This window comes from Apibacter adventoris (genome assembly GCF_002964975.1).
Classification (GTDB): domain Bacteria; phylum Bacteroidota; class Bacteroidia; order Flavobacteriales; family Weeksellaceae; genus Apibacter; species Apibacter adventoris.
Genome location: NZ_PSZM01000003.1, coordinates 34262 through 53095, shown reverse-complemented (window position 1 = coordinate 53095; position 18834 = coordinate 34262). Strand labels below are relative to the sequence as shown.

The window sequence follows — 18834 nt, the reverse complement described above, 5'->3', positions numbered from 1 at the left end:
TAAAAAAATGAAGAGTAAAATAAGTCAATCATTTTTACCTAACAATAAATTTGGAGAAATACATAATCCCTTTAGTATAAAAATTAAAAATTTTAATCTTTACATTAAAGATCAACATATTTTAAAAGATATAAATGTTGAAATTCCTAATCGTAAAATTACCTGTATTATAGGACCATCAGGATGTGGAAAAACAACTTTATTAAAAAGTATTAATAGACTAACCGATACAATTTATAAAGTAAAGATTACTGGAAACATTTTAGTAGATAATGAAGATATTTATGATAAAAATGTCGAAATTACTCATATAAGAAAAAAGATTGGATTATTATCTCAACGTCCAACTCCATTACCAATGTCGATTTATGATAATATAACTTATGGTTGTAAAATACATGGAGTTAGAGGAAGAAAGAAATTAGACCAAATTGTTGAGTATTATCTTAAAGCAGTCGGATTATGGGAAGAGATAAAAAACAGATTACATACCTCTGCCTCAAGTTTATCTATAGGACAGCAACAAAGACTATGTTTAGCAAGAGGTTTAGCTGTAGAGCCTGAGTTTATTTTAGGGGATGAGTCTACATCTGCTTTAGACCCAATTTCCAGTAATACCATCGAAAAATTATTTTTGGATTTAAAAAAAGAATATGGCATTGTTTTAGTCACACATACTTTAACTCAGGCATTAAGAATTGCCGATAATGTAATATTTATGTATTTAGGTGAAATAGTTGAGCAAGGAGAAGCTCAAGAAGTTTTTAATAACCCTAAAAATGTATTAACACAAAAATATCTTTCAGGGGCATTTAGTTAATGATTAGTTTAAATATGTTATAATTAAATAAAATGAGGCATGAAGATTTATTAAATTGGAATAAGGAAATTAAAGAACTCCCAGTATTTGAAAAAATAAAATATATCTTAGATACTATTCCAGGAAAAAAAGTTTTTTCAACTTCATTTGGTATTGAAGATCAAATGATTACAGATATATTGTATAATTATGTAGAAAAAGTAGAAGTTTTTACATTAGATACAGGGAGAAATTTTGAAGAAACTTATGATGTGTTTCAGTCTTCACAAATAAAATATAAAAATTTTAAATTTAAAATATACTATCCGGATGAAAAAGATATAAGAGAATACGTTGAAGAATTTGGTATAAATGGATTTTATAGAAGTATAGAAAACAGAAAACAATGCTGTTATATAAGAAAGGTAATTCCACTTGCTAGGGCTTTAAAAGAAGCAAATTTGTGGATAACAGGTTTACGAGCAGAACAATCACCGAATCGAGAAAACATGCATTTTTTAGAATGGGATGATACGCATAATCTTATTAAATTTAATCCTTTATTAAATTATACTCTAAAAGAAGTAGAAGAATATATAAAACAAAATCAAGTACCCATTAATCGCTTATATAAAAAAGGCTATCTTAGCATTGGATGTGCACCTTGTACCCGTGCCTTACAAGAAGGTGAAGATTTCAGAGCTGGAAGATGGTGGTGGGAAAACGGAAAAAAAGAATGTGGTTTACACATACATAAAGATAAAAATAATTAATAATGAGTTTAGATAAACATTTAGAAACTTTAGAGAATGAAAGTATTTATATAATACGGGAAGTAGTTTCTCAATTTAACAAACCCGTACTATTATTTTCAGGAGGTAAAGATTCCATAACATTAGTTCGATTGGCTCAAAAAGCATTTTACCCGGCTAAAATTCCTTTTCCGCTTTTACATATAGATACCGGACATAATTTTCCGGAAACTATAGAATTTAGAGATTGGTTAGCTAAAAAATTAGGGGTAGAATTAATTGTTAGATATGTACAAGATAGTATAGATCAAAAGAAAGTAAAAGAAGAAACCGGGAAATATGCCAGTAGAAATTCGTTACAAACAGTGACTCTTCTAGATGCAATAGAGGAATTTGGGTTTGATGTTTGCATGGGAGGAGCAAGAAGAGATGAAGAAAAATCAAGGGCAAAAGAAAGAATATTTTCTGTTCGTAATGATTTTGGACAATGGGATGCAAAAAAACAAAGACCGGAATTATTTACAATATTAAATGGTAAAATACATTTTGGTGAAAATGTTAGAGCTTTTCCTATAAGTAACTGGACAGAAGAAGATGTTTGGAATTATATAAAACAAGAAGGTATTAAATTACCCTCTATTTATTTTGCACATTCCAGAAAATTAGTAGAAAGAGATGGAAGCTATATAGCGTTTTCTGATTATCTTAATTTAGTGGATTCAGATAAAGTTCTAGAAGGTATAGTAAGATTTAGAACTGTGGGAGATATGACATGTACAGCAGCTCTTCTTTCAAATGCAACAACTATTGAAGAAGTTATGAAAGAAAATAAATCGTCAAAGACATCTGAAAGAGGAGCTCGAATGGATGACAAACGATCCGAAGCAGCTCTAGAAGAACGTAAAAAAACAGGATATTTTTAATTTTAATTAAACGAATAGATGGATTTATTAAAAATAAATACAGCAGGTAGTGTAGATGATGGAAAAAGCACTTTAATAGGGAGACTACTTTATGACAATGGAGCACTTACTAAAGAACAAGAAGATTTAATAAAGAAAAAAACTGAAGAAAAAGGTTTATCCGATCTTGACTTTTCAGTAATTACCGATGGGCTTATAGCTGAAAGGGAACAGGGAATAACTATTGATGTAGCCCATATATATTTTTCTACTCCCGAACGTAAATTTATTATTGCAGATAGTCCGGGACATGTAGAATATACACGTAATATGGTTACAGGAGCTTCAAATTCTGAAGTGTCAATTATTTTAATAGATGCCAGAAAAGGACTGTTAGAACAAACTTATCGACATTATTTTATTAATCGTTTACTTAGGCAATCGCATATTTTATTTTGTATTAATAAAATGGATTTAGTAGATTATGATGAGAAAGTGTTTCAGAATATTTCACGTCAGATTAATAATATGTTAGAACAGTATCCTAAACAAGATCAAGAAATAGCTATTATTCCTGTAAGCTCTTTAAAAGGTGATAATATCGTGTATAAATCTGATAATATGCCATTTTATAAAGGAAAAACTCTATCTGAGCTATTACATACCATAGGTAAAACACAATCGGAACATTTTGACTTTAGAATGGATATACAACAAGTTTTACATGTTCAGAATGAAGAATTTACTGATTATAGAGCATATGCTGGAAGAATTATAAGTGGATCGATTTCATTAGGAGATACTATTATAGTATTACCTTCCGGGAAAAAAAGTAAAGTGCAGGAAATAAGAAAGTATAAAACCACTTATGAAAAAGCAGAACAAGGACAATCTATACAAATACGACTGTCTGATGATATAGATATTAGTAGAGGGAGCATGCTAATTAAAGAAAATAAAGATTTTCTTATCAATAAAGATATTTTGGCAGATTTAGTTTGGTTAGACGAGCAAAAAGCTACCTTAAGTGGTAAATATGGTATACAAGCAGGAGCTAGAATGGGAGTATGTAAGTTACATGAAATTCATTATATTATTCCTCCGGAAGATCCATCTGCTAAATTTGAAGCTTCAGAAATATCTATGAATGAAATTTCAGAGGTAAATATAAAGTTAGCTTCACCATTATATTTGGATAAATATGAAGATAACAAAATGAATGGAGCATTTATTTTAATAGACATGCAAACCAATAATACTGTAGCAGTTGGTTTTGTTAAATAATAAATAATAATATTAAAAAAGAATTTATCTATCTACAGATAAATTCTTTTGATTTTATTCAGTACGTAAAGCTTCAATAGGTTTAATTTGGACAGCACGTTTTGCCGGAATAAGTCCAATAAGAACCCCTAAACCAACCATAATTGTTAAAGCTATTAAGACATTCCATAAATTAACCGTAGGATTATAAAATGGAAAACTAGGGCTTTCTCCTATAGAGGAACGTATGAAAATAAGAAGTAAAATACCTCCGATAAATCCGATTATTCCTGAAAAAACAGTTAAAAAAACACTTTCTAATAAAATTTGTTGTTTTATTTCTCCAGGTTTGGCACCTAAAGCCCTTCGAATTCCAATTTCAAGGGTTCTTTCTTTTACTGTAATTAATAAAATATTGGAAATGGCTATTACTCCAGCTAAAATAGTAAGCCCTCCAACAACCCAGGTTAATATTTGCATACCAGTTAAAAAGCCTGTAACTTTTTTAAAATTTTCTGCAAAGTTGAATGCTCCAAAAGCTTTTTCATCAGTAGGTGCAACATCATATTTTTTTTTGAGTAATAGTTTGATTTTTTTTTCTACGGTTTTTACATTATATTGAGGTTTTATAGAAATTGCCATCCAATTAATTTTATCTCCTTTATTATAGAGAATTTGAAAAGTATTGAATGGGATATATATTGTATTTTCTCCTTCTATGCTGGCATTGGCTAATCGGTAAATACCTATTATCTGAAAATAAATTCCTCCTATTTTAATAAAACCTCCAATAGGTTTTTCATTTTTTTTAAATAATTGATCTGCAACTTCTTTTCCGATAACAGTTACTTTTCTATTTTGAGAAATATCGTTTTCATTTAGAAATCTTCCATCAATTAATTCCTTTTTTTCAATTTTAGAAGCAATAGGGTAGTCTCCATAAATGTTATAATTTTTACTTATATTTCCATGGGACACTAATCCTTGAGCTGAATTTCGTACACTTCTAGGAACAATAAAATCTATTTCATGCACTTCTTTTTTTAAATAATCTACATCATTAATATGTATAAATAATTCTCTATTTCTAGGATAACCTTTATAGGGTTCACCTGTATAATCAGCCCATAAAAAAATGCTATTTGTAGCAAATCCATCAAATATTTTATTAAATCCATTTTCAACACCTTTAGCAGCTCCTAAAAGAAAAACGTATAAAAACATTCCCCAGGCAACCCCTATCATTGTTAGTATGGTTCTTAATTTGTTTTTACTCAAAGAATAATAAATTTCGCTCCAAGTTTCTCTTTCAAAAATAAGCATAATACTTTGTCTAAATTTATTATATTAATCTGCTCTTAAAGCTTCAATAGGTTTAATTTTAGCAGCTCTACGAGCAGGTATAAAGCCGGCAATACTTCCAAAAATAATTAAGCAGAAAGTTGCAAATAATATTAATGTCCAACTTACAGATGGATCCACTATAAAATAATCCGATAAATGATCTCCAATTAAATATAGAGTTAAAATGCCTAGTAAAACTCCTAAAATTCCCGAAATAACAGTTATAAATATAGATTCATGCAATATAAGACCAATTATATTAGATGGTTTTGCTCCCAGAGCTTTTCTTACACCAATTTCTTTAGTTCTTTCTTTAACAATATAAACCATAATGTTGCTAATGCCTATTATACCAGCCATAATAGTTCCAAATCCAATAAAAATAACTAAAAAAGAAATGACAGCAAAAAAAGCAAATGTATCACCCATATTTTCTGCATTGTTTCTTACATACAAGCCTGATTTATCTGATGGAGATATTTTTAGCTTAGATCTTAAATTCATTTCAATATTTTTTCCTAATTTAATTGCCTGCTGAGGATTCATTGAAGAGTTGTAGGATAAATCAATCTGATTTATTGTATCAGAATTTTTTTTTGCTAATTGTAAAGTAGTTATAGGTACATAAATAATTCTTTCTTCTCTATCTCCTCCACTGTCAGAAAATACTCCAATAATTTTATAATTTATGCCTCCGATTGAGATATATTTCCCTAAGGCATTTCCATTTTTAAATAAATCTTTTTCTATTAATCTGCCTATGGCAGCAAATTTCTGATCATTATTCATATCATTTTTTGAAATAAAGCGACCTGAAATCATTACTATTTTTTCAATATATTGTTTTTCAGGAAAGATCCCCTGAATGGGATATTTACCTGTTTCCATACCATATCGTACGGTATCAGATGTAGAAATAACAGATGTCTTATATTCAAGTTCTTTATTGTAAACTTTTTTAATAAGATTTAAGTCTTCATTCTTTAAAGTTATATTTCGGTTTTCCTGTAATCCTTTATAGGCTTCAGTAGCTCTTCCCGGAAATATACTGATAAGGTTTGTAGCATCTCTTATAAACTGTGACATAAAACCATTTTGAAGTCCATTGCCTATTCCAAACAAGATTATAAATATAAATAAACCCAAAGTGATAGTAAATCCAGATAGAAAAGCTCTAAGCTTATTTTGTTTAATTGAATAAAATATTTCCTGCCATCGATCTATATCAAACATAGATTATATATTAAATTAAAACATCTTGAGAAATAATTTCGTCACTTTCAATTATCCCATCTTTTAAATGAACAATTCTTTTACATTGTTGTGCAACTTCAGACTCATGAGTAACTATAAGAATGGTTTTACCTTCATTATTGATCTGCTGTAAAAATTTCATTACGTCATAGGTAGTTTGACTATCTAATGCTCCGGTTGGTTCATCAGCTAAAATTACTTTAGGATGTGTAACTAAAGCTCGAGCAATCGCTACTCTTTGTTTCTGACCTCCAGATAACTCATTTGGCATATGATCTGCACGATCTCCTAAACCCACACTTTCTAAAAATTCTCTAGCTATTTCGTTTCTTTTGGTTCGTTTAATTTTTTGATAATAAAGAGGTAAAGCTACATTTTCCAAAGCATTTTTAAATCCTATAAGATTAAAAGATTGAAATACAAAACCTAAAAATTTATTTCGGTAGTCTGCAGATTTATTTTCACTTAATCCTTTTCCTATAGTGACATTATTTAAAATGTACTCCCCTGAATCTGCATAATCTAAAATTCCTAAAATATTTAATAAAGTTGATTTTCCCGATCCTGAAGAGCCCATAATAGCTACCATTTCTCCTTCCTCTATATTTAAATTTATTCCTTTTAAAACATGTAATTTGTTGTGTCCTATGTCATAATATTTTTGTATATTTTTTAATGAGATCATGGTATATTATATATTACTTAATTTGTATAAGATTATTATTAAATGTTACATATAGATATCTAAATTATAAATATTTAAATAACATTATTAAAAAATATTCCGTAAATTAATATTAGTAAAAATGTATAGGTAATAATTGTATAAAAGGTTTAAAAATATTTACTTTGTATGAATTTTTATTAAAAAATTATAAGGAAACTACGTGTATAGAGTAAATTATGTAGGTAACTTATTCTTTTAAATAATTAATTGAAGGAAGATTTCGTAATAAAAGAACTTAATTGATTTGATTAATTTTAATTTAAGATTTAAAGAAAAATTATAAAAATGAAAAAGAAGTTAGATAGAATTCTTTTATAAAAAAGCTAACTTTTTTAATAAAGTTAGCTTTTTATATATTTTAAATTAAGATAATGAAGAAACTTCTACAGAATTATCAATTTTTTTAATAAGCCCTTGTAAGGTTTTACCAGGACCTGTTTCAATAAAAACAGAACAATTATCAGCAATCATATTTTGTATAGTTTGTTTCCATTTAACAGGAAGGGTGAGTTGCTTGATGAGATTTTTTTTGATTTGCTCTACTTCTTTTACAGGAGTAGTTGTAACATTTTGATAAATAGGAACACTTGGAGTATTAAACTTGGTATTGTTAATTGCATTAGCAAGTCTATCCTGCGCCATTTGCATTAATGGAGAGTGAAATGCTCCATGTACAGGTAAAATCAATGCTCTTTTTGCTCCTTTTTCTTTTAAGATTTCGCAAGCTTTTTCTACAGCAGGTGTATGACCAGATATAACTAATTGACCCGGACAATTATAGTTTGCCGGTACAACCAGATTTTTATCTGTAGATATTTCTTGGCATACATTTTCGATAATTTCATCCGGAAGTCCTATAATAGCAGCCATAGAAGACGGATTTTCTTCACAAGCTTCCTGCATAGACAAAGCTCTTTCATACACAAGTTTTAATCCACTGTCAAAAGATAACACTCCATTACCGACTAAAGCAGAAAATTCTCCTAAAGAGTGTCCGGCAACCATTTCTATTCTAGCATTTTCATTAATCTTAGCGGCGGCAATGGAATGAATAAAAATTGCAGGTTGAGCTACTTTAGTTTGCTTAAGTTGTTCTTCCGTACCGTTAAACATAATATTAATAATGTCAAACCCTAATACATCATTAGCAGAATTCATCATTTCTTTAATATCAGTTCTACTGTCATACAGTTCTTTTCCCATACCAGGGAATTGAGTTCCTTGTCCAGGAAATACTAACGAATTCATTAAATTTTTCTGTGTTTATATAAATTAATTGTTATTATTTAAGAAGTTGTATGATTCTAGCTCCTTGGTTTGCCCAAGCACCATTATTTTTAATCCTTATAAAAGAATATTTATTGCTTAATTGTTTTGCTTCACTCTTCATATATTTATCATATAAAATTCCATTGTTATCCATTCGGTTTAAAATATCATAGGTTACATCAAAACCTACAATAGCATATTTACCGGGAGTATTACAAAATTTCTTTTTATATGCATTTATTGTTTTTTGTTCATTAAAACCATATTCGTTAACATATTTTGTATCTGAATAAATAAGTCCGAAATCTAATAACTTTCCACTATATTTTTTATTATCAAATAAGGAAGAATAATATAAAGATATAGGTTGCAATTGATCAGTATTCCAGTTTATAATATTATTTAAATAGTTTGTCAATAAATTGTTATCTTCTGAAATTATTATAGAATAAATTTTATTGTATTCTTGAGTAACCAAATTTTGTTGAGGTTTAATATCTTCAGCTTTTTGAGTTAATACAATTTCTATATTTTTCTTTTTATTTAGAAGTAAAGATTTTACATAATGTGCTACCTCAACATGATCATTATCATATAGTATGTATATTTTTTCACCGGAATATTTTTTCATCATTTCCTCTACTAGCTTTTCTGCTAAAATTTGATCTTTGGTGTCATAGAGAATTAAATTAGAATAATTATCTAATTCGTCACTAGAAGTAAAAGGAGAAACTATTGGTATTTTTTTGATTTTATTGGCAACAGATATGATTCCTGATTTAAACAACGGACCAATAATTAGTTGAGTATTAGAAAAATCATAAGTATTAAGGGTTTCCTTAAATTTATTATCTTCTCCACTATCCAATAAATTTACATTAATTTTTCTCCCCTTGTTGGTTAGCGAGTCTAAGGCGATAAAAGCTCCTGAATAAAATTCTTTAGCTATATTTCTTTCTTCATTTTTTTCTGTAGTTTCAGTATGAAAGGGTAAAAACATTACAACATTGATAACATTTTCATTTTTATCATTAACTGTTGATTTAGATATAGCAACATTATCTTCTTTTGCGTTTGATTTAGTTGAGTCAGAATCTTTAGAATTCTGATTTTTTATTTTATTAGTGGTTGCATATAATTTTAATATTTCCCCAATTTTAGGACCTTTTTCGTCCATATTAGGGTTTAATTTTTTTATGGAATCAATACTTATTTTATATTTTTTACTTATCCTATAAAGAGTTTCTTTGGGTTCTACAGTTATATAGATAAATTCTTTAGATGTGTCTATATCTTTTTCAAATGATTTATTTGATGTGTTTGTAGTTACAGCGTTATCTTTCTTTTTTTGATTAGGGCTAGAAGTTTTATCTGGAATTATGAGTGTTTCTCCTATTTGAGGAGCCCGATCTTTAAGTTGAGGATTAGACTTTCTTAATTCATCTATAGAAATTTGGTACTTTTTGCTTAATCCATATAAAGTTTCTTTAGCTTCTACTATATGTTTTTTTTGCTGTGCCATTATAAAAGAGTTAAACAGCAATATTATTGATAGTAAAAAATATTTTTTCATTTTTTTAATAACTTTGATGCAAATGTAAATAATTATTTTTTTTATATAGTTATTATATTCATAACAGATTCAAATTCACTAATTTCGTTATATAAATAATTAAAGAATTTTTTTCCATAGATAGAATAATAATAAGAAAAATTTTCGATTCTTTCTTGCCATGTACTATGAGGAAATATTTCTAAATGAAGATTCTCAAAGTTAGAAATAAGTTCGTGATTTTTTATTCTTTCAGCTTTATAGAAGCGGGTATTGATTTTATTAAGTCCATTTAACTGTTTTTTTTGTTGGGCTAAGATCATGTTTTTCCAGGAAGGATCAGTATGTTCGGATTCTTTTAAAAGATCTGAAAAAATGTTTTGTATTCTTTCTTTATAACTAAGAAAATCAAATTTAAAATCTGATTTTTGTTGTACAACAGAATCTATAATGTCTTTTTTAGGAAGAAATAATCTTTTACCTTTCCAGTTATAAATATCCATTTTTCTTTCCTGAGATTCATTAATAAGTAAAAATGAATTTCTGGGGATTAATATAGGAAAAGGAATTTTTTGATTATCAAAATATTTTTTTAATTCCAGCCAATAAGATATTTCTGCATTTCCGCCAATGTAAGCAACGTTGGGAAGAATAACTTCTTGATAGACCGGACGCATTAAGGCATTTGGACTGAATTTTTGCGGATTTTCGTTCAGTTGATTTAAAATTTCTTTTTGTGAAAAATTATTACAAGTTCCTAAAATATAATATTTTCCGTTAGTTTCATCTATTCGATGTCGTTCTTTATTTTCGTGATAAAAAAAGTTTATTTTTCTGGGATTAACCTGAATTTTATATAAAGGTTTAAGTAGTTTAATAGTATCAGAAATAATTTGATATGATTTTTGCTCTTTAATATCCTTTTCCACCCAAGGAATGAAAAGTTTTTTTAAATTTTTACTATTTCCATCTATAATTAATAAACCATATTCTTTAAATAGCTTATGAACAAGGTAACGGGTGGCGTCTGATAAATTTGACTGAGAAAAATATGATTGTTCTATAATTGATCTTAGCTCTTTTCCTTTAGGAAAATATTTTAGGCTCTCATAATATTCGGATAATACACTTTTAAGTTCTTGGGTAGGAAGTTCTCCTACAAAATCTGTGTGTTCGCCCTTCCATTCATACTTTTTATTTTGTACATAAAAATGATTAATTTCTTTAAAATCATGATCTTCAGTAGCCATCCAGTAAATTGGAACAAAATGATAATCCTTTTGATCACGATTTATAACATCGCATAGTTTTATTACATGCAAAATTTTATAGATAAAATATAAAGGTCCGGACATTAAGTTCAATTGATGACCGGTAGTTATGGTCACTGTATAGTCTTGGGATATTTTTAATAAATTTTCTTTTTGTTTATCTGATAAATCTAAATTTTTGTGTTGATTGTATAACTCTTCAGAGAGTTCACTCCTATAAGAAAAGGAAGATAGTTTATCTTTAGCTTGTATTAATAAATTATCAAAAGAAAGGGTTCTTTTATAATATGGGGCAAGCGATTCCCCAAGGTTAAGGTAATCTTTAATTGTAGGGGAGATACCAGGTATTTCTGCAATATTAATACGATTTCTCACTTAGCAAATTTACAATAAAAAACTGAAAGTCAGAAATAAGAAATAAACGATTCAGAATAAGATATAAAAAAATGACTTCGGAAAGAAGTCATTTTTTTATTATAAGCAAAATAACTAGGTTATTTTAAATATTCTAATATATAATTATATGTACCTTCAGGATATACTATAGAAATATGAGGAACACCTGTTACCAATTTGACTGTATTACTACTATTAGCGTCCATAGTTAAGGAGTAAACACTATTTGTATAGTAGTTTACACTGGGGTCTGTGTTATAAATTGTAATTTTAAATAACCCTGTGATTCCGGTTGGTACTGTTAGATCAAATTCAGTTTTAGTTTCCCCTGCTTTTTGTGTAAAGGTACTCTTATAACTATAAATAGGTTTTCCATCTATAGTATTACTAGTTATAATTCCGTTTGGAGCGTTAGAAGAATAATCAGTACCACCTAATCTTATCCATTGTCCATTAGTTATATTTTTACCTTTTGGGTTATCAAAGAAATAAAAACCTCTTCCTACTACAGTAGGAATACCATCAACAGTTGTTCCGGGGGTTTTATTAAATACTAATGCCCCATCATAGAAAGAGGGATAAACCTTACCCCTTACATTATCGACATCAAATTTAAATCTAGTCAAATCTATTCCAGGAAATCCAAATAGTCTACCTAAATTTGGGTTATTTAAACCTTCAGTAAGAGAAGCATCAAAAAAATAACTAGTTTCTGAAATTTTGGTATCAGGGGCATTATAGACTGAAATTTGAGCATTTATGATTTCGGTCATGGATAATGTTAATAATAAAAAAAGTTTAAATATTTTTGATTTCATAATTTATTTGTTAAATAATTATAATTTATTTTTAATTTGTAAAATTATTGTTTAGAAAGTCTTTTGACCTGACATAAGATACCATCTATTTCCGTCAGAATAGGCTTGAATTGCGGAACTTCCATATAAAGAATAGGATAATAAACCGCCTAAACCGATGTTTTGAGTTACAGAATTGTCCGGATTGATGGTATCTGGGAAATCTGTCTTATCGGTACAATCTAGCATTAGATTACCTCCGGCATTATTTCTAAGATAAATGGTTTTATTTGCGAAAACATTAGGAGCAGGCATGTTAATTGTACTATTAAAACTACCATCCTCATAAAATTCAAAATAATTATAATTTACATAATTGCTCCATTTTGTATTTTTAGATACTGCCATTTTAATAATGTTGGGTGTAAAACTACCATTACCTAGATTTACATCGGTTCTTTTCCATTTAGATTGAGGTTGATCATAGTAATAAAATCCTACATTTTTAATATCAATTGTTTTGGAATCTGTAGAATTCGTAATTTGTGTAACATTTACCAAAACGCCGTCCAGATCTTGATTATAACGCGAAGACATAGCATCTAATAAGCTCACACTTACTTTAGGAATTAATAAACCTTCAGCAAAAGTAGGGGTGACAGATGCTTTTATATCTAAATTGGCCATCGGCGAATTTTGATTAATGCCTATTTGTGCTTTTCCCATTATACACATAGTAAGCAATAATGTCATAAGTAAGAAATTTTTTTTCATATTTTTATCTTTTAAATAATAAAAATTAATATTAAATTTTATAAATCCGAAGCAGTCCCTCCCATAAGATACCATCTTGTACCATCGGAATATAATTGATGAGTAGCACTATTGGGAATTTGTTCAAAATGGTTTGTTAAAGTATTAGCTACAAAATTTTTTGGATCTATATTATCATATCCAATTGTTCCATTCGTATTATTTCTTATATAGATAGTAGCACCTGTTGGCCAAACAGAAGGATCCGGCATATAAATTTTAGTAGTATCATCAACTGTTCCTTGAAATTCAAAATAATTATAATTACTGTAAGGTTTTCCTTCGGGTGTATTTGATTTCCAGTTATTCCATGTAATTCCGGGACTTAAAGTAATTTTAACCGGAATAGGTTTAAAATTTCCTTTTCCATAATTGTTAGCATCTATACTAAACCATTTATTTTGAGTAGCATCAAAATAATAAAATCCAGGTTTGGTAATATTACTAGTTATAGAACTATTCCCTGGACTATCAGAAACGAATATTAATACCCCATTTTGATTTGCTCCATATAATTTAGCAATTTCATTATTTTCAAGAAAACTTACAGTAAGACGCGGAATTAAAATTCCACTGGGTATGTTATCTGTATTTTTTGATTTAACTATTTCCAGATTAGCATGGGCTTTGGTTGTATTTCCATCATCACCAATTAAAATCTGAGCATTACTAGCAAAAGAAATTCCGGCTAAAATAAATATTGATAGAATAATTTTTTTCATTAATTCAATTTTTAGAAGTTATAATAAAGGAAAAATTATTTTTTAATGATTGACATAAAAATTTCCAGACATTAAATACCATCTGGTTCCATCTGAATAAAGACGAATTGATGCATTTCCACTTAACCCAAGGTTATTTGAGTTAATAAATTCTGAAGGGACATTAGTAAAACGTACACCTCCGTTTTTACTGTCAGGTATTCTAGAGAAGAAATATATAGTTTTATTTTTAAAAACTAGAGCTGAAGGAAATGTTATATTATAAATTTCAGCTTTAGCATCCACTGGTGCTGAATCTTTATTAAATTCAAAATAGTTATAATCATTTACATAGCTATTTAAATTTAAAGTTGTAGGATTTGTTTTTACTAGATCAAATGAAATTGGAGTCGCGGTAAAGCTCCCACTATCTCCATATCCGTTAGAAGAAGGGGTTGCAGAAGCCCATTTTGAAGATTTTGCATCATAAAAATAAAAACCTCTTCCATTGATATTACTTGTTTTTTTTCCTTGAGTCCCCATAGAATTGTCGGTTACAAAAACTAAAGAACCATTTTGATCATTTTGGTACTTAGAATCTTGAGCATCAAGATCAGCTACTGTTACACGAGGTATTAATATGCCCTCGGCAACAGTAGCTGAGGAGGGCAGGTTCTCGATATGTAAAGTAGCCATAGGAGTGTTAGTATTTACACCTACCTGGGCATTTCCCGAAAATGAAATACTAAACAGCATAATTAAAGCAACTAAACTTCTTTTCATAATTATATATTAAATTAATAAAATTATCTTATAACAGAGTTTAGTAGTGTTAATTATTATATTTTTTACTCGTTATTTAATTTACATCATAAAACACTCATTAACAAAGCTTTGATTTATCTGTCTTATTTTATTTAGTTAAATCATGCTTTAGTTTAGAAATGTTGTATTTCAAAAATTTCAGCATGTGAATTTATAAATTAATTTATTACAAACCAAATAATTTATTCAATAAATATGAAAAAAGGTTAAATGTTATATTAAATGTGTATATTTTTTTTAATATTATTTTTTAATTTTTGTGTTAAAGTAGTTTGGTTATTAATTTATACTATATTATTTTTAAGTATTCTATATTTGTTTTATATTATTATTGTTGTATGTGTACTATATGTGTATTAATTGATTTATATAATAAAAAAAATAGTTATGGTTTATAAATAGAATATAATGCGATTTTATTTATTTTTATATAATATAACAAACTTTAATTATTATATGATAAAATAAAAAATATTTTGAATAGGTCTATATTCCTCAGATAAATACTATATACAAATATGAATAATCTTTAAAATTTCAATTTTAGCAAGTCTAAATGAGGTAAAAAAACATTTTAATTTTTTATGCTTTTTTTAATAAAAAATATTTAAAGTAGAACTAATTAAGCACAATAATGATTAATGAAAATGTATAAGAATTTAGTGAAGCGTAAAATTTATGTTTGATTTAATTTTTTGGAATGAAAATTAAGGTTTTAATTTAAATTCAACTTGTTTTAAAATTTATTTTAAAATAAATAAATTTTAGATTGTCATTGAAAACAGTTTAGTTTCCGGAGCTTTTCTCATCATTCTTAAATCAAAGGCCATACATATATTTCTTATAAAAGATCTTCCTTCTTCTTTAACTAGTATTTGATTATCCTTTAATGTTAATAATCCGTCATCTTCAAATTCTTTAAGTCTATCTATTATTTCAGGAAAATTTTCTTGTAAAATAGAATTTTGCCAATGTGTTTCCAATAGGCACATGATATTTAATATATGCCTTCTTATAAACAAATCTTCTTTAGTAAGGATATGTCCCTTAAATACAGGTAATTCATTATTTTCCAGTTTTTGATAATATTCTTCTAAAGTTTTTACGTTCTGAGCAAAAGCGTACCAACTATCAGAAATAGAGGAAACCCCCAAACTGATCATCACTTGAGTGGAAGATGAAGTATACCCCATAAAATTTCGATGTATTTTTTTATGAATCATCGATTGATAAAGAGAATCGCTTTTTAGTGAAAAATGATCCATTCCTATTTCTGAATATCCCATATTTTCTAATAATTCTTTACCTTTCTCATAAAGTTTTCTTTTTTCTTCTCCACTGGGTAAGTCTTTTTCCTTAAACCCCCTTTGTCCAACTCCTTTAATCCAGGGAACATGAGCATAAGAATAAAAAGCAATTCTGTCAGGTTGTAGCGTTTCAGTTATTTTAATAGTATTAATGACTTTGTCTAAATTTTGAAAGGGTAAACCAAAAACTAAATCATGGCTAATGCTTTCATAACCAATTTTTCGGGCAGTTTCTGTAACTTGTTTCACATTTTTTAAAGGTTGTATTCTGTGAATAGCTTTTTGCACCTGTAAGTCATAATCTTGTACCCCAAAGCTGACTCTTCGGAAACCTAAATCATATAATACTTGTAAATGTTCATGGGTAGTATTGTTTGGATGTCCTTCAAAACTGAATTCTTTTTTAGGATGAATATTTGTTTTAGATAAAATATTTTCAATTAAAAATTTAAGGTTCTTAGGAGAAAAAAAGGAAGGAGTTCCTCCCCCTAAATGCAATTCTCTGATAATAGGTTTTTCTGGAAGTAGATTTATATATAAATTCCACTCTTTTAGTATAGCTTCAATATAAAGAAGCTCCACATTATGTTGTTTGGTTATCCTCTTATAGCAAGCACAAAAAGTACACAAACTTTCACAAAATGGAAGATGTAGATATAGGCTGATCCCTTCTTTTGAATTACTTTCTAAAAAAGATTTTTTTAAGGTATTTATCCATTTTTCTGTAGAAAATCCTTCTAAGTCCCAATATGGAACCGTAGGGTAACTGGTATATCTCGGACCAGGAACATTATATTTTTTAATTAAATAGTTTAACATTTTAAATTAGTCAATATCATCACTTAACGTTAATAATAAGTAAAGAATATAAACCTAAAGAATACTTTATAAATTTAAGAAATAGCTTTTCTGATTTTTACTAATTTTTCCAATAGATCTTCTAATAAATCTAATTGCAACATATTGGCTCCGTCAGATAAAGCCTTGCCAGGATTAGGATGAGTTTCTATAAATATACCGTCGGCACCTACAGCAATACCTGCTTTAGCAATGGTTTCAATCATATCTGGGCGACCACCGGTTACACCAGAAATTTGATTTGGTTGTTGTAAAGAATGAGTTACGTCTAAAAGTACTGGAGCAAATTTTTTCATGGTTGGAATTCCACGATAATCAACAATTAAATCATGATATCCGAAGGAAGAGCCTCTATCAATAATAGCATAATTATTATTACCAGAATCTTTAATTTTTTGTGCTGCAAATTGCATGGATTCCGGAGAAAGGAACTGACCTTTTTTCAATGTGATGTATTTTCCAGTATTAGCTGCTGCTACTAATAAATCAGTTTGGCGAATTAAAAATGCAGGAATTTGTAAAACATCTACGTATTGAGCAGCCCAGGCAGCATGTTGATTTTCATGAATATCTGTAGTTGTAGGAATATGAAAAGAATCACCGACTTTTTTAAGTATTTCTAAGGATTTTTGTTCTCCAATAGTTGTAAAACTATCTACACGAGACCGATTGGCTTTTTTAAAAGATCCCTTAAATATATAGGGAATCCCTAGCTTGTTGGTTATTTCTATTACTTTACCGGCTATATCCATTGCCATTTGCTCTCCTTCAATAATACATGGTCCGGCTATAAGTACGAAATTATTTGTTTCAGTATTTTTTATTTTTGGTATATTATATAAACTATTTTTCATCTTTAATCTTAATGAGTATTTTATAGGTATGTATACACTTACAAAGTTACCAAAATATTTTGATTTAAAATTAGATGGTTTTTTAATACATTGTAATAGCTATTCAGATAGCGATGAATAATTTATATAAGTTCTCCATTTTTCCAAAACTTTTTGCATATCTTCAGGTAAATCCACCTCAAAAAACATTTCTTTTTTTGTTGTTGGATGAATAAATCCTAAAGTTTTTGCATGTAGAGCCTGACGAGGAATAATTTGGAAACAATTTTCAACAAATTGTTTATATTTACTAAAAGTAGTCCCTTTCAATACCTGATTTCCACCATATCTGGCATCATTAAATAAAATATGCCCGATATATTTCATATGTGCTCTAATCTGGTGTGTCCTTCCAGTTTCTAAAGTACATTCTATCAAAGTGACATAACGGAATCTTTCTAAAACTTTATAGTGAGTAACAGCATGTTTTCCATGCGTACCATCAGGAAATACAGACATTTGCATTCTGTCTTTTATATCTCTTCCAATATGTCCGGTTATAGTTCCTTCATCTTCTTCAAAATTACCCCATACTAAGGCTTGATATACACGTTGTGTAGTTTTATTAAAGAATTGTTTAGCTAAGAAGTTCATAGCAAATTCATTTTTAGCTATGACCAATAATCCAGAAGTATCCTTATCTATTCTATGAACCAAACCCGGACGTTTATCTAAATCATTCTGAAAATATGGAAGTTGGTTAAAATGATAGGCTAAAGCATTAATTAATGTTCCTTCAAAATTGCCAAAACCAGGGTGCACAACCATTCCTGCCTCTTTATTTACAACAAGTAAATCTTCATCTTCATATACAATATTTAAAGGTATATTTTGAGGAATTATATTGGTTTCTTTAGGAGGATGAGCTAAAACAACGGAGATTATATCATTGGGTTTTACTTTGTAATTGGATTTAACAGGGGAATTATTGACTAGAACGTTATCTGCCTTAATAGTTTGTTGTACCTTATTGCGAGTAGAATTTTCAATATAATTTACCAAATACTTATCAATACGCATAGAATTTTGACCCCTATCAACTACAAACTTATAGTGTTCATACATTTCATCAGTATCAACCTCTGGTATTAAGTTTATTGTATCTCCCATA

17 protein-coding genes are annotated in these 18834 nt (G+C 28.3%); 4 read left to right on the top strand and 13 right to left on the bottom strand.

Annotated elements, in window-relative coordinates:
• The first annotated feature begins 7 nt into the window (after window positions 1-7).
• From C4S77_RS02655 to C4S77_RS02640, 4 genes are read left to right on the top strand one after another with little or no spacing between them, the layout of a single operon-like run.
• On the top strand, window positions 8-820 hold the full coding sequence (locus C4S77_RS02655; RefSeq protein WP_105245920.1) for a phosphate ABC transporter ATP-binding protein: 813 nt from the start codon (window positions 8-10) through the stop codon (window positions 818-820).
• A 32-nt stretch (window positions 821-852) separates the two neighbouring features.
• On the top strand, window positions 853-1572 hold the full coding sequence (locus tag C4S77_RS02650) for a phosphoadenylyl-sulfate reductase (protein WP_105245892.1): 720 nt from the start codon (window positions 853-855) through the stop codon (window positions 1570-1572).
• Between the two features lie 2 nt (window positions 1573-1574).
• Window positions 1575-2474, top strand: coding sequence for a sulfate adenylyltransferase subunit CysD (cysD, locus tag C4S77_RS02645; protein ID WP_105245890.1), 900 nt, complete (start codon window positions 1575-1577; stop codon window positions 2472-2474).
• A gap of 18 nt (window positions 2475-2492) precedes the next feature.
• A complete protein-coding gene (locus C4S77_RS02640; protein ID WP_105245888.1) occupies window positions 2493-3737 on the top strand; it encodes a sulfate adenylyltransferase subunit 1 in 1245 nt (414 codons plus the stop codon).
• A 54-nt stretch (window positions 3738-3791) separates the two neighbouring features.
• Here C4S77_RS02640 and C4S77_RS02635 read toward each other — a convergent pair whose 3' ends face one another.
• From C4S77_RS02635 to C4S77_RS02575, 13 genes are all read right to left on the bottom strand, one after another.
• The gene (locus C4S77_RS02635; protein WP_105245886.1) at window positions 3792-5039 is read right to left on the bottom strand and encodes an ABC transporter permease; all 1248 of its coding nucleotides are present in this window, start codon (window positions 5037-5039) and stop codon (window positions 3792-3794) included.
• A gap of 24 nt (window positions 5040-5063) precedes the next feature.
• Complete coding sequence (locus C4S77_RS02630; RefSeq protein WP_105245884.1) at window positions 5064-6293, bottom strand: ABC transporter permease; 1230 nt, start codon at window positions 6291-6293, stop codon at window positions 5064-5066.
• 10 nt (window positions 6294-6303) lie between these two features.
• Entirely contained in the window at window positions 6304-6999 is a 696-nt protein-coding gene (locus C4S77_RS02625; protein WP_105245882.1) for an ABC transporter ATP-binding protein, read from the bottom strand.
• A 405-nt stretch (window positions 7000-7404) separates the two neighbouring features.
• A complete protein-coding gene (fabD, locus tag C4S77_RS02620; protein ID WP_105193665.1) occupies window positions 7405-8289 on the bottom strand; it encodes an ACP S-malonyltransferase in 885 nt (294 codons plus the stop codon).
• Window positions 8290-8323: 34 nt separating this feature from the next.
• Window positions 8324-9832, bottom strand: coding sequence for a PBP1 and LysM peptidoglycan-binding domain-containing protein (locus C4S77_RS02615; RefSeq protein WP_181042785.1), 1509 nt, complete (start codon window positions 9830-9832; stop codon window positions 8324-8326).
• A gap of 92 nt (window positions 9833-9924) precedes the next feature.
• Window positions 9925-11508, bottom strand: coding sequence for a bacillithiol biosynthesis cysteine-adding enzyme BshC (bshC, locus tag C4S77_RS02610; RefSeq protein ID WP_105245879.1), 1584 nt, complete (start codon window positions 11506-11508; stop codon window positions 9925-9927).
• 119 nt (window positions 11509-11627) lie between these two features.
• Window positions 11628-12347: a hypothetical protein gene (locus C4S77_RS02605; protein WP_146106016.1), complete on the bottom strand. Its 720-nt coding sequence runs from the start codon at window positions 12345-12347 to the stop codon at window positions 11628-11630.
• 51 nt (window positions 12348-12398) lie between these two features.
• The gene (locus tag C4S77_RS02600; RefSeq protein ID WP_105245875.1) at window positions 12399-13100 is read right to left on the bottom strand and encodes a hypothetical protein; all 702 of its coding nucleotides are present in this window, start codon (window positions 13098-13100) and stop codon (window positions 12399-12401) included.
• 38 nt (window positions 13101-13138) lie between these two features.
• Entirely contained in the window at window positions 13139-13861 is a 723-nt protein-coding gene (locus C4S77_RS02595) for a hypothetical protein (protein ID WP_105193660.1), read from the bottom strand.
• Window positions 13862-13903: 42 nt separating this feature from the next.
• Entirely contained in the window at window positions 13904-14623 is a 720-nt protein-coding gene (locus tag C4S77_RS02590; protein WP_105245873.1) for a hypothetical protein, read from the bottom strand.
• Window positions 14624-15429: 806 nt separating this feature from the next.
• Window positions 15430-16791 carry an oxygen-independent coproporphyrinogen III oxidase gene (gene hemN / locus C4S77_RS02585; RefSeq protein ID WP_105245871.1) on the bottom strand — a complete coding sequence of 454 codons (1362 nt, stop codon included), beginning with the start codon at window positions 16789-16791 and terminating at the stop codon, window positions 15430-15432.
• A gap of 74 nt (window positions 16792-16865) precedes the next feature.
• Window positions 16866-17684, bottom strand: coding sequence for a 3-deoxy-8-phosphooctulonate synthase (kdsA, locus tag C4S77_RS02580; protein WP_105193657.1), 819 nt, complete (start codon window positions 17682-17684; stop codon window positions 16866-16868).
• Window positions 17685-17783: 99 nt separating this feature from the next.
• A complete protein-coding gene (locus C4S77_RS02575; protein ID WP_105245869.1) occupies window positions 17784-18833 on the bottom strand; it encodes an RluA family pseudouridine synthase in 1050 nt (349 codons plus the stop codon).
• Between the last annotated feature and the right edge of the window lies 1 nt (window position 18834).

Bases quoted from the DNA above. Each gene is read 5' to 3' on its own strand.
- C4S77_RS02615 (WP_181042785.1), bottom strand. From the start codon at position 9,832: ATGGCACAGCAAAAAAAACATATAGTAGAAGCTAAAGAAACTTTATAT.
- C4S77_RS02635 (WP_105245886.1), bottom strand. From the start codon at position 5,039: ATGCTTATTTTTGAAAGAGAAACTTGGAGCGAAATTTATTATTCTTTG.
- C4S77_RS02605 (WP_146106016.1), bottom strand. From the start codon at position 12,347: ATGAAATCAAAAATATTTAAACTTTTTTTATTATTAACATTATCCATG.
- C4S77_RS02575 (WP_105245869.1), bottom strand. From the start codon at position 18,833: ATGGGAGATACAATAAACTTAATACCAGAGGTTGATACTGATGAAATG.
- C4S77_RS02600 (WP_105245875.1), bottom strand. From the start codon at position 13,100: ATGAAAAAAAATTTCTTACTTATGACATTATTGCTTACTATGTGTATA.
- fabD (WP_105193665.1), bottom strand. From the start codon at position 8,289: ATGAATTCGTTAGTATTTCCTGGACAAGGAACTCAATTCCCTGGTATG.
- C4S77_RS02625 (WP_105245882.1), bottom strand. From the start codon at position 6,999: ATGATCTCATTAAAAAATATACAAAAATATTATGACATAGGACACAAC.
- C4S77_RS02640 (WP_105245888.1), top strand. From the start codon at position 2,493: ATGGATTTATTAAAAATAAATACAGCAGGTAGTGTAGATGATGGAAAA.
- C4S77_RS02630 (WP_105245884.1), bottom strand. From the start codon at position 6,293: ATGTTTGATATAGATCGATGGCAGGAAATATTTTATTCAATTAAACAA.
- C4S77_RS02595 (WP_105193660.1), bottom strand. From the start codon at position 13,861: ATGAAAAAAATTATTCTATCAATATTTATTTTAGCCGGAATTTCTTTT.
- hemN (WP_105245871.1), bottom strand. From the start codon at position 16,791: ATGTTAAACTATTTAATTAAAAAATATAATGTTCCTGGTCCGAGATAT.
- C4S77_RS02655 (WP_105245920.1), top strand. From the start codon at position 8: ATGAAGAGTAAAATAAGTCAATCATTTTTACCTAACAATAAATTTGGA.
- C4S77_RS02590 (WP_105245873.1), bottom strand. From the start codon at position 14,623: ATGAAAAGAAGTTTAGTTGCTTTAATTATGCTGTTTAGTATTTCATTT.
- cysD (WP_105245890.1), top strand. From the start codon at position 1,575: ATGAGTTTAGATAAACATTTAGAAACTTTAGAGAATGAAAGTATTTAT.
- C4S77_RS02650 (WP_105245892.1), top strand. From the start codon at position 853: ATGAGGCATGAAGATTTATTAAATTGGAATAAGGAAATTAAAGAACTC.
- kdsA (WP_105193657.1), bottom strand. From the start codon at position 17,684: ATGAAAAATAGTTTATATAATATACCAAAAATAAAAAATACTGAAACA.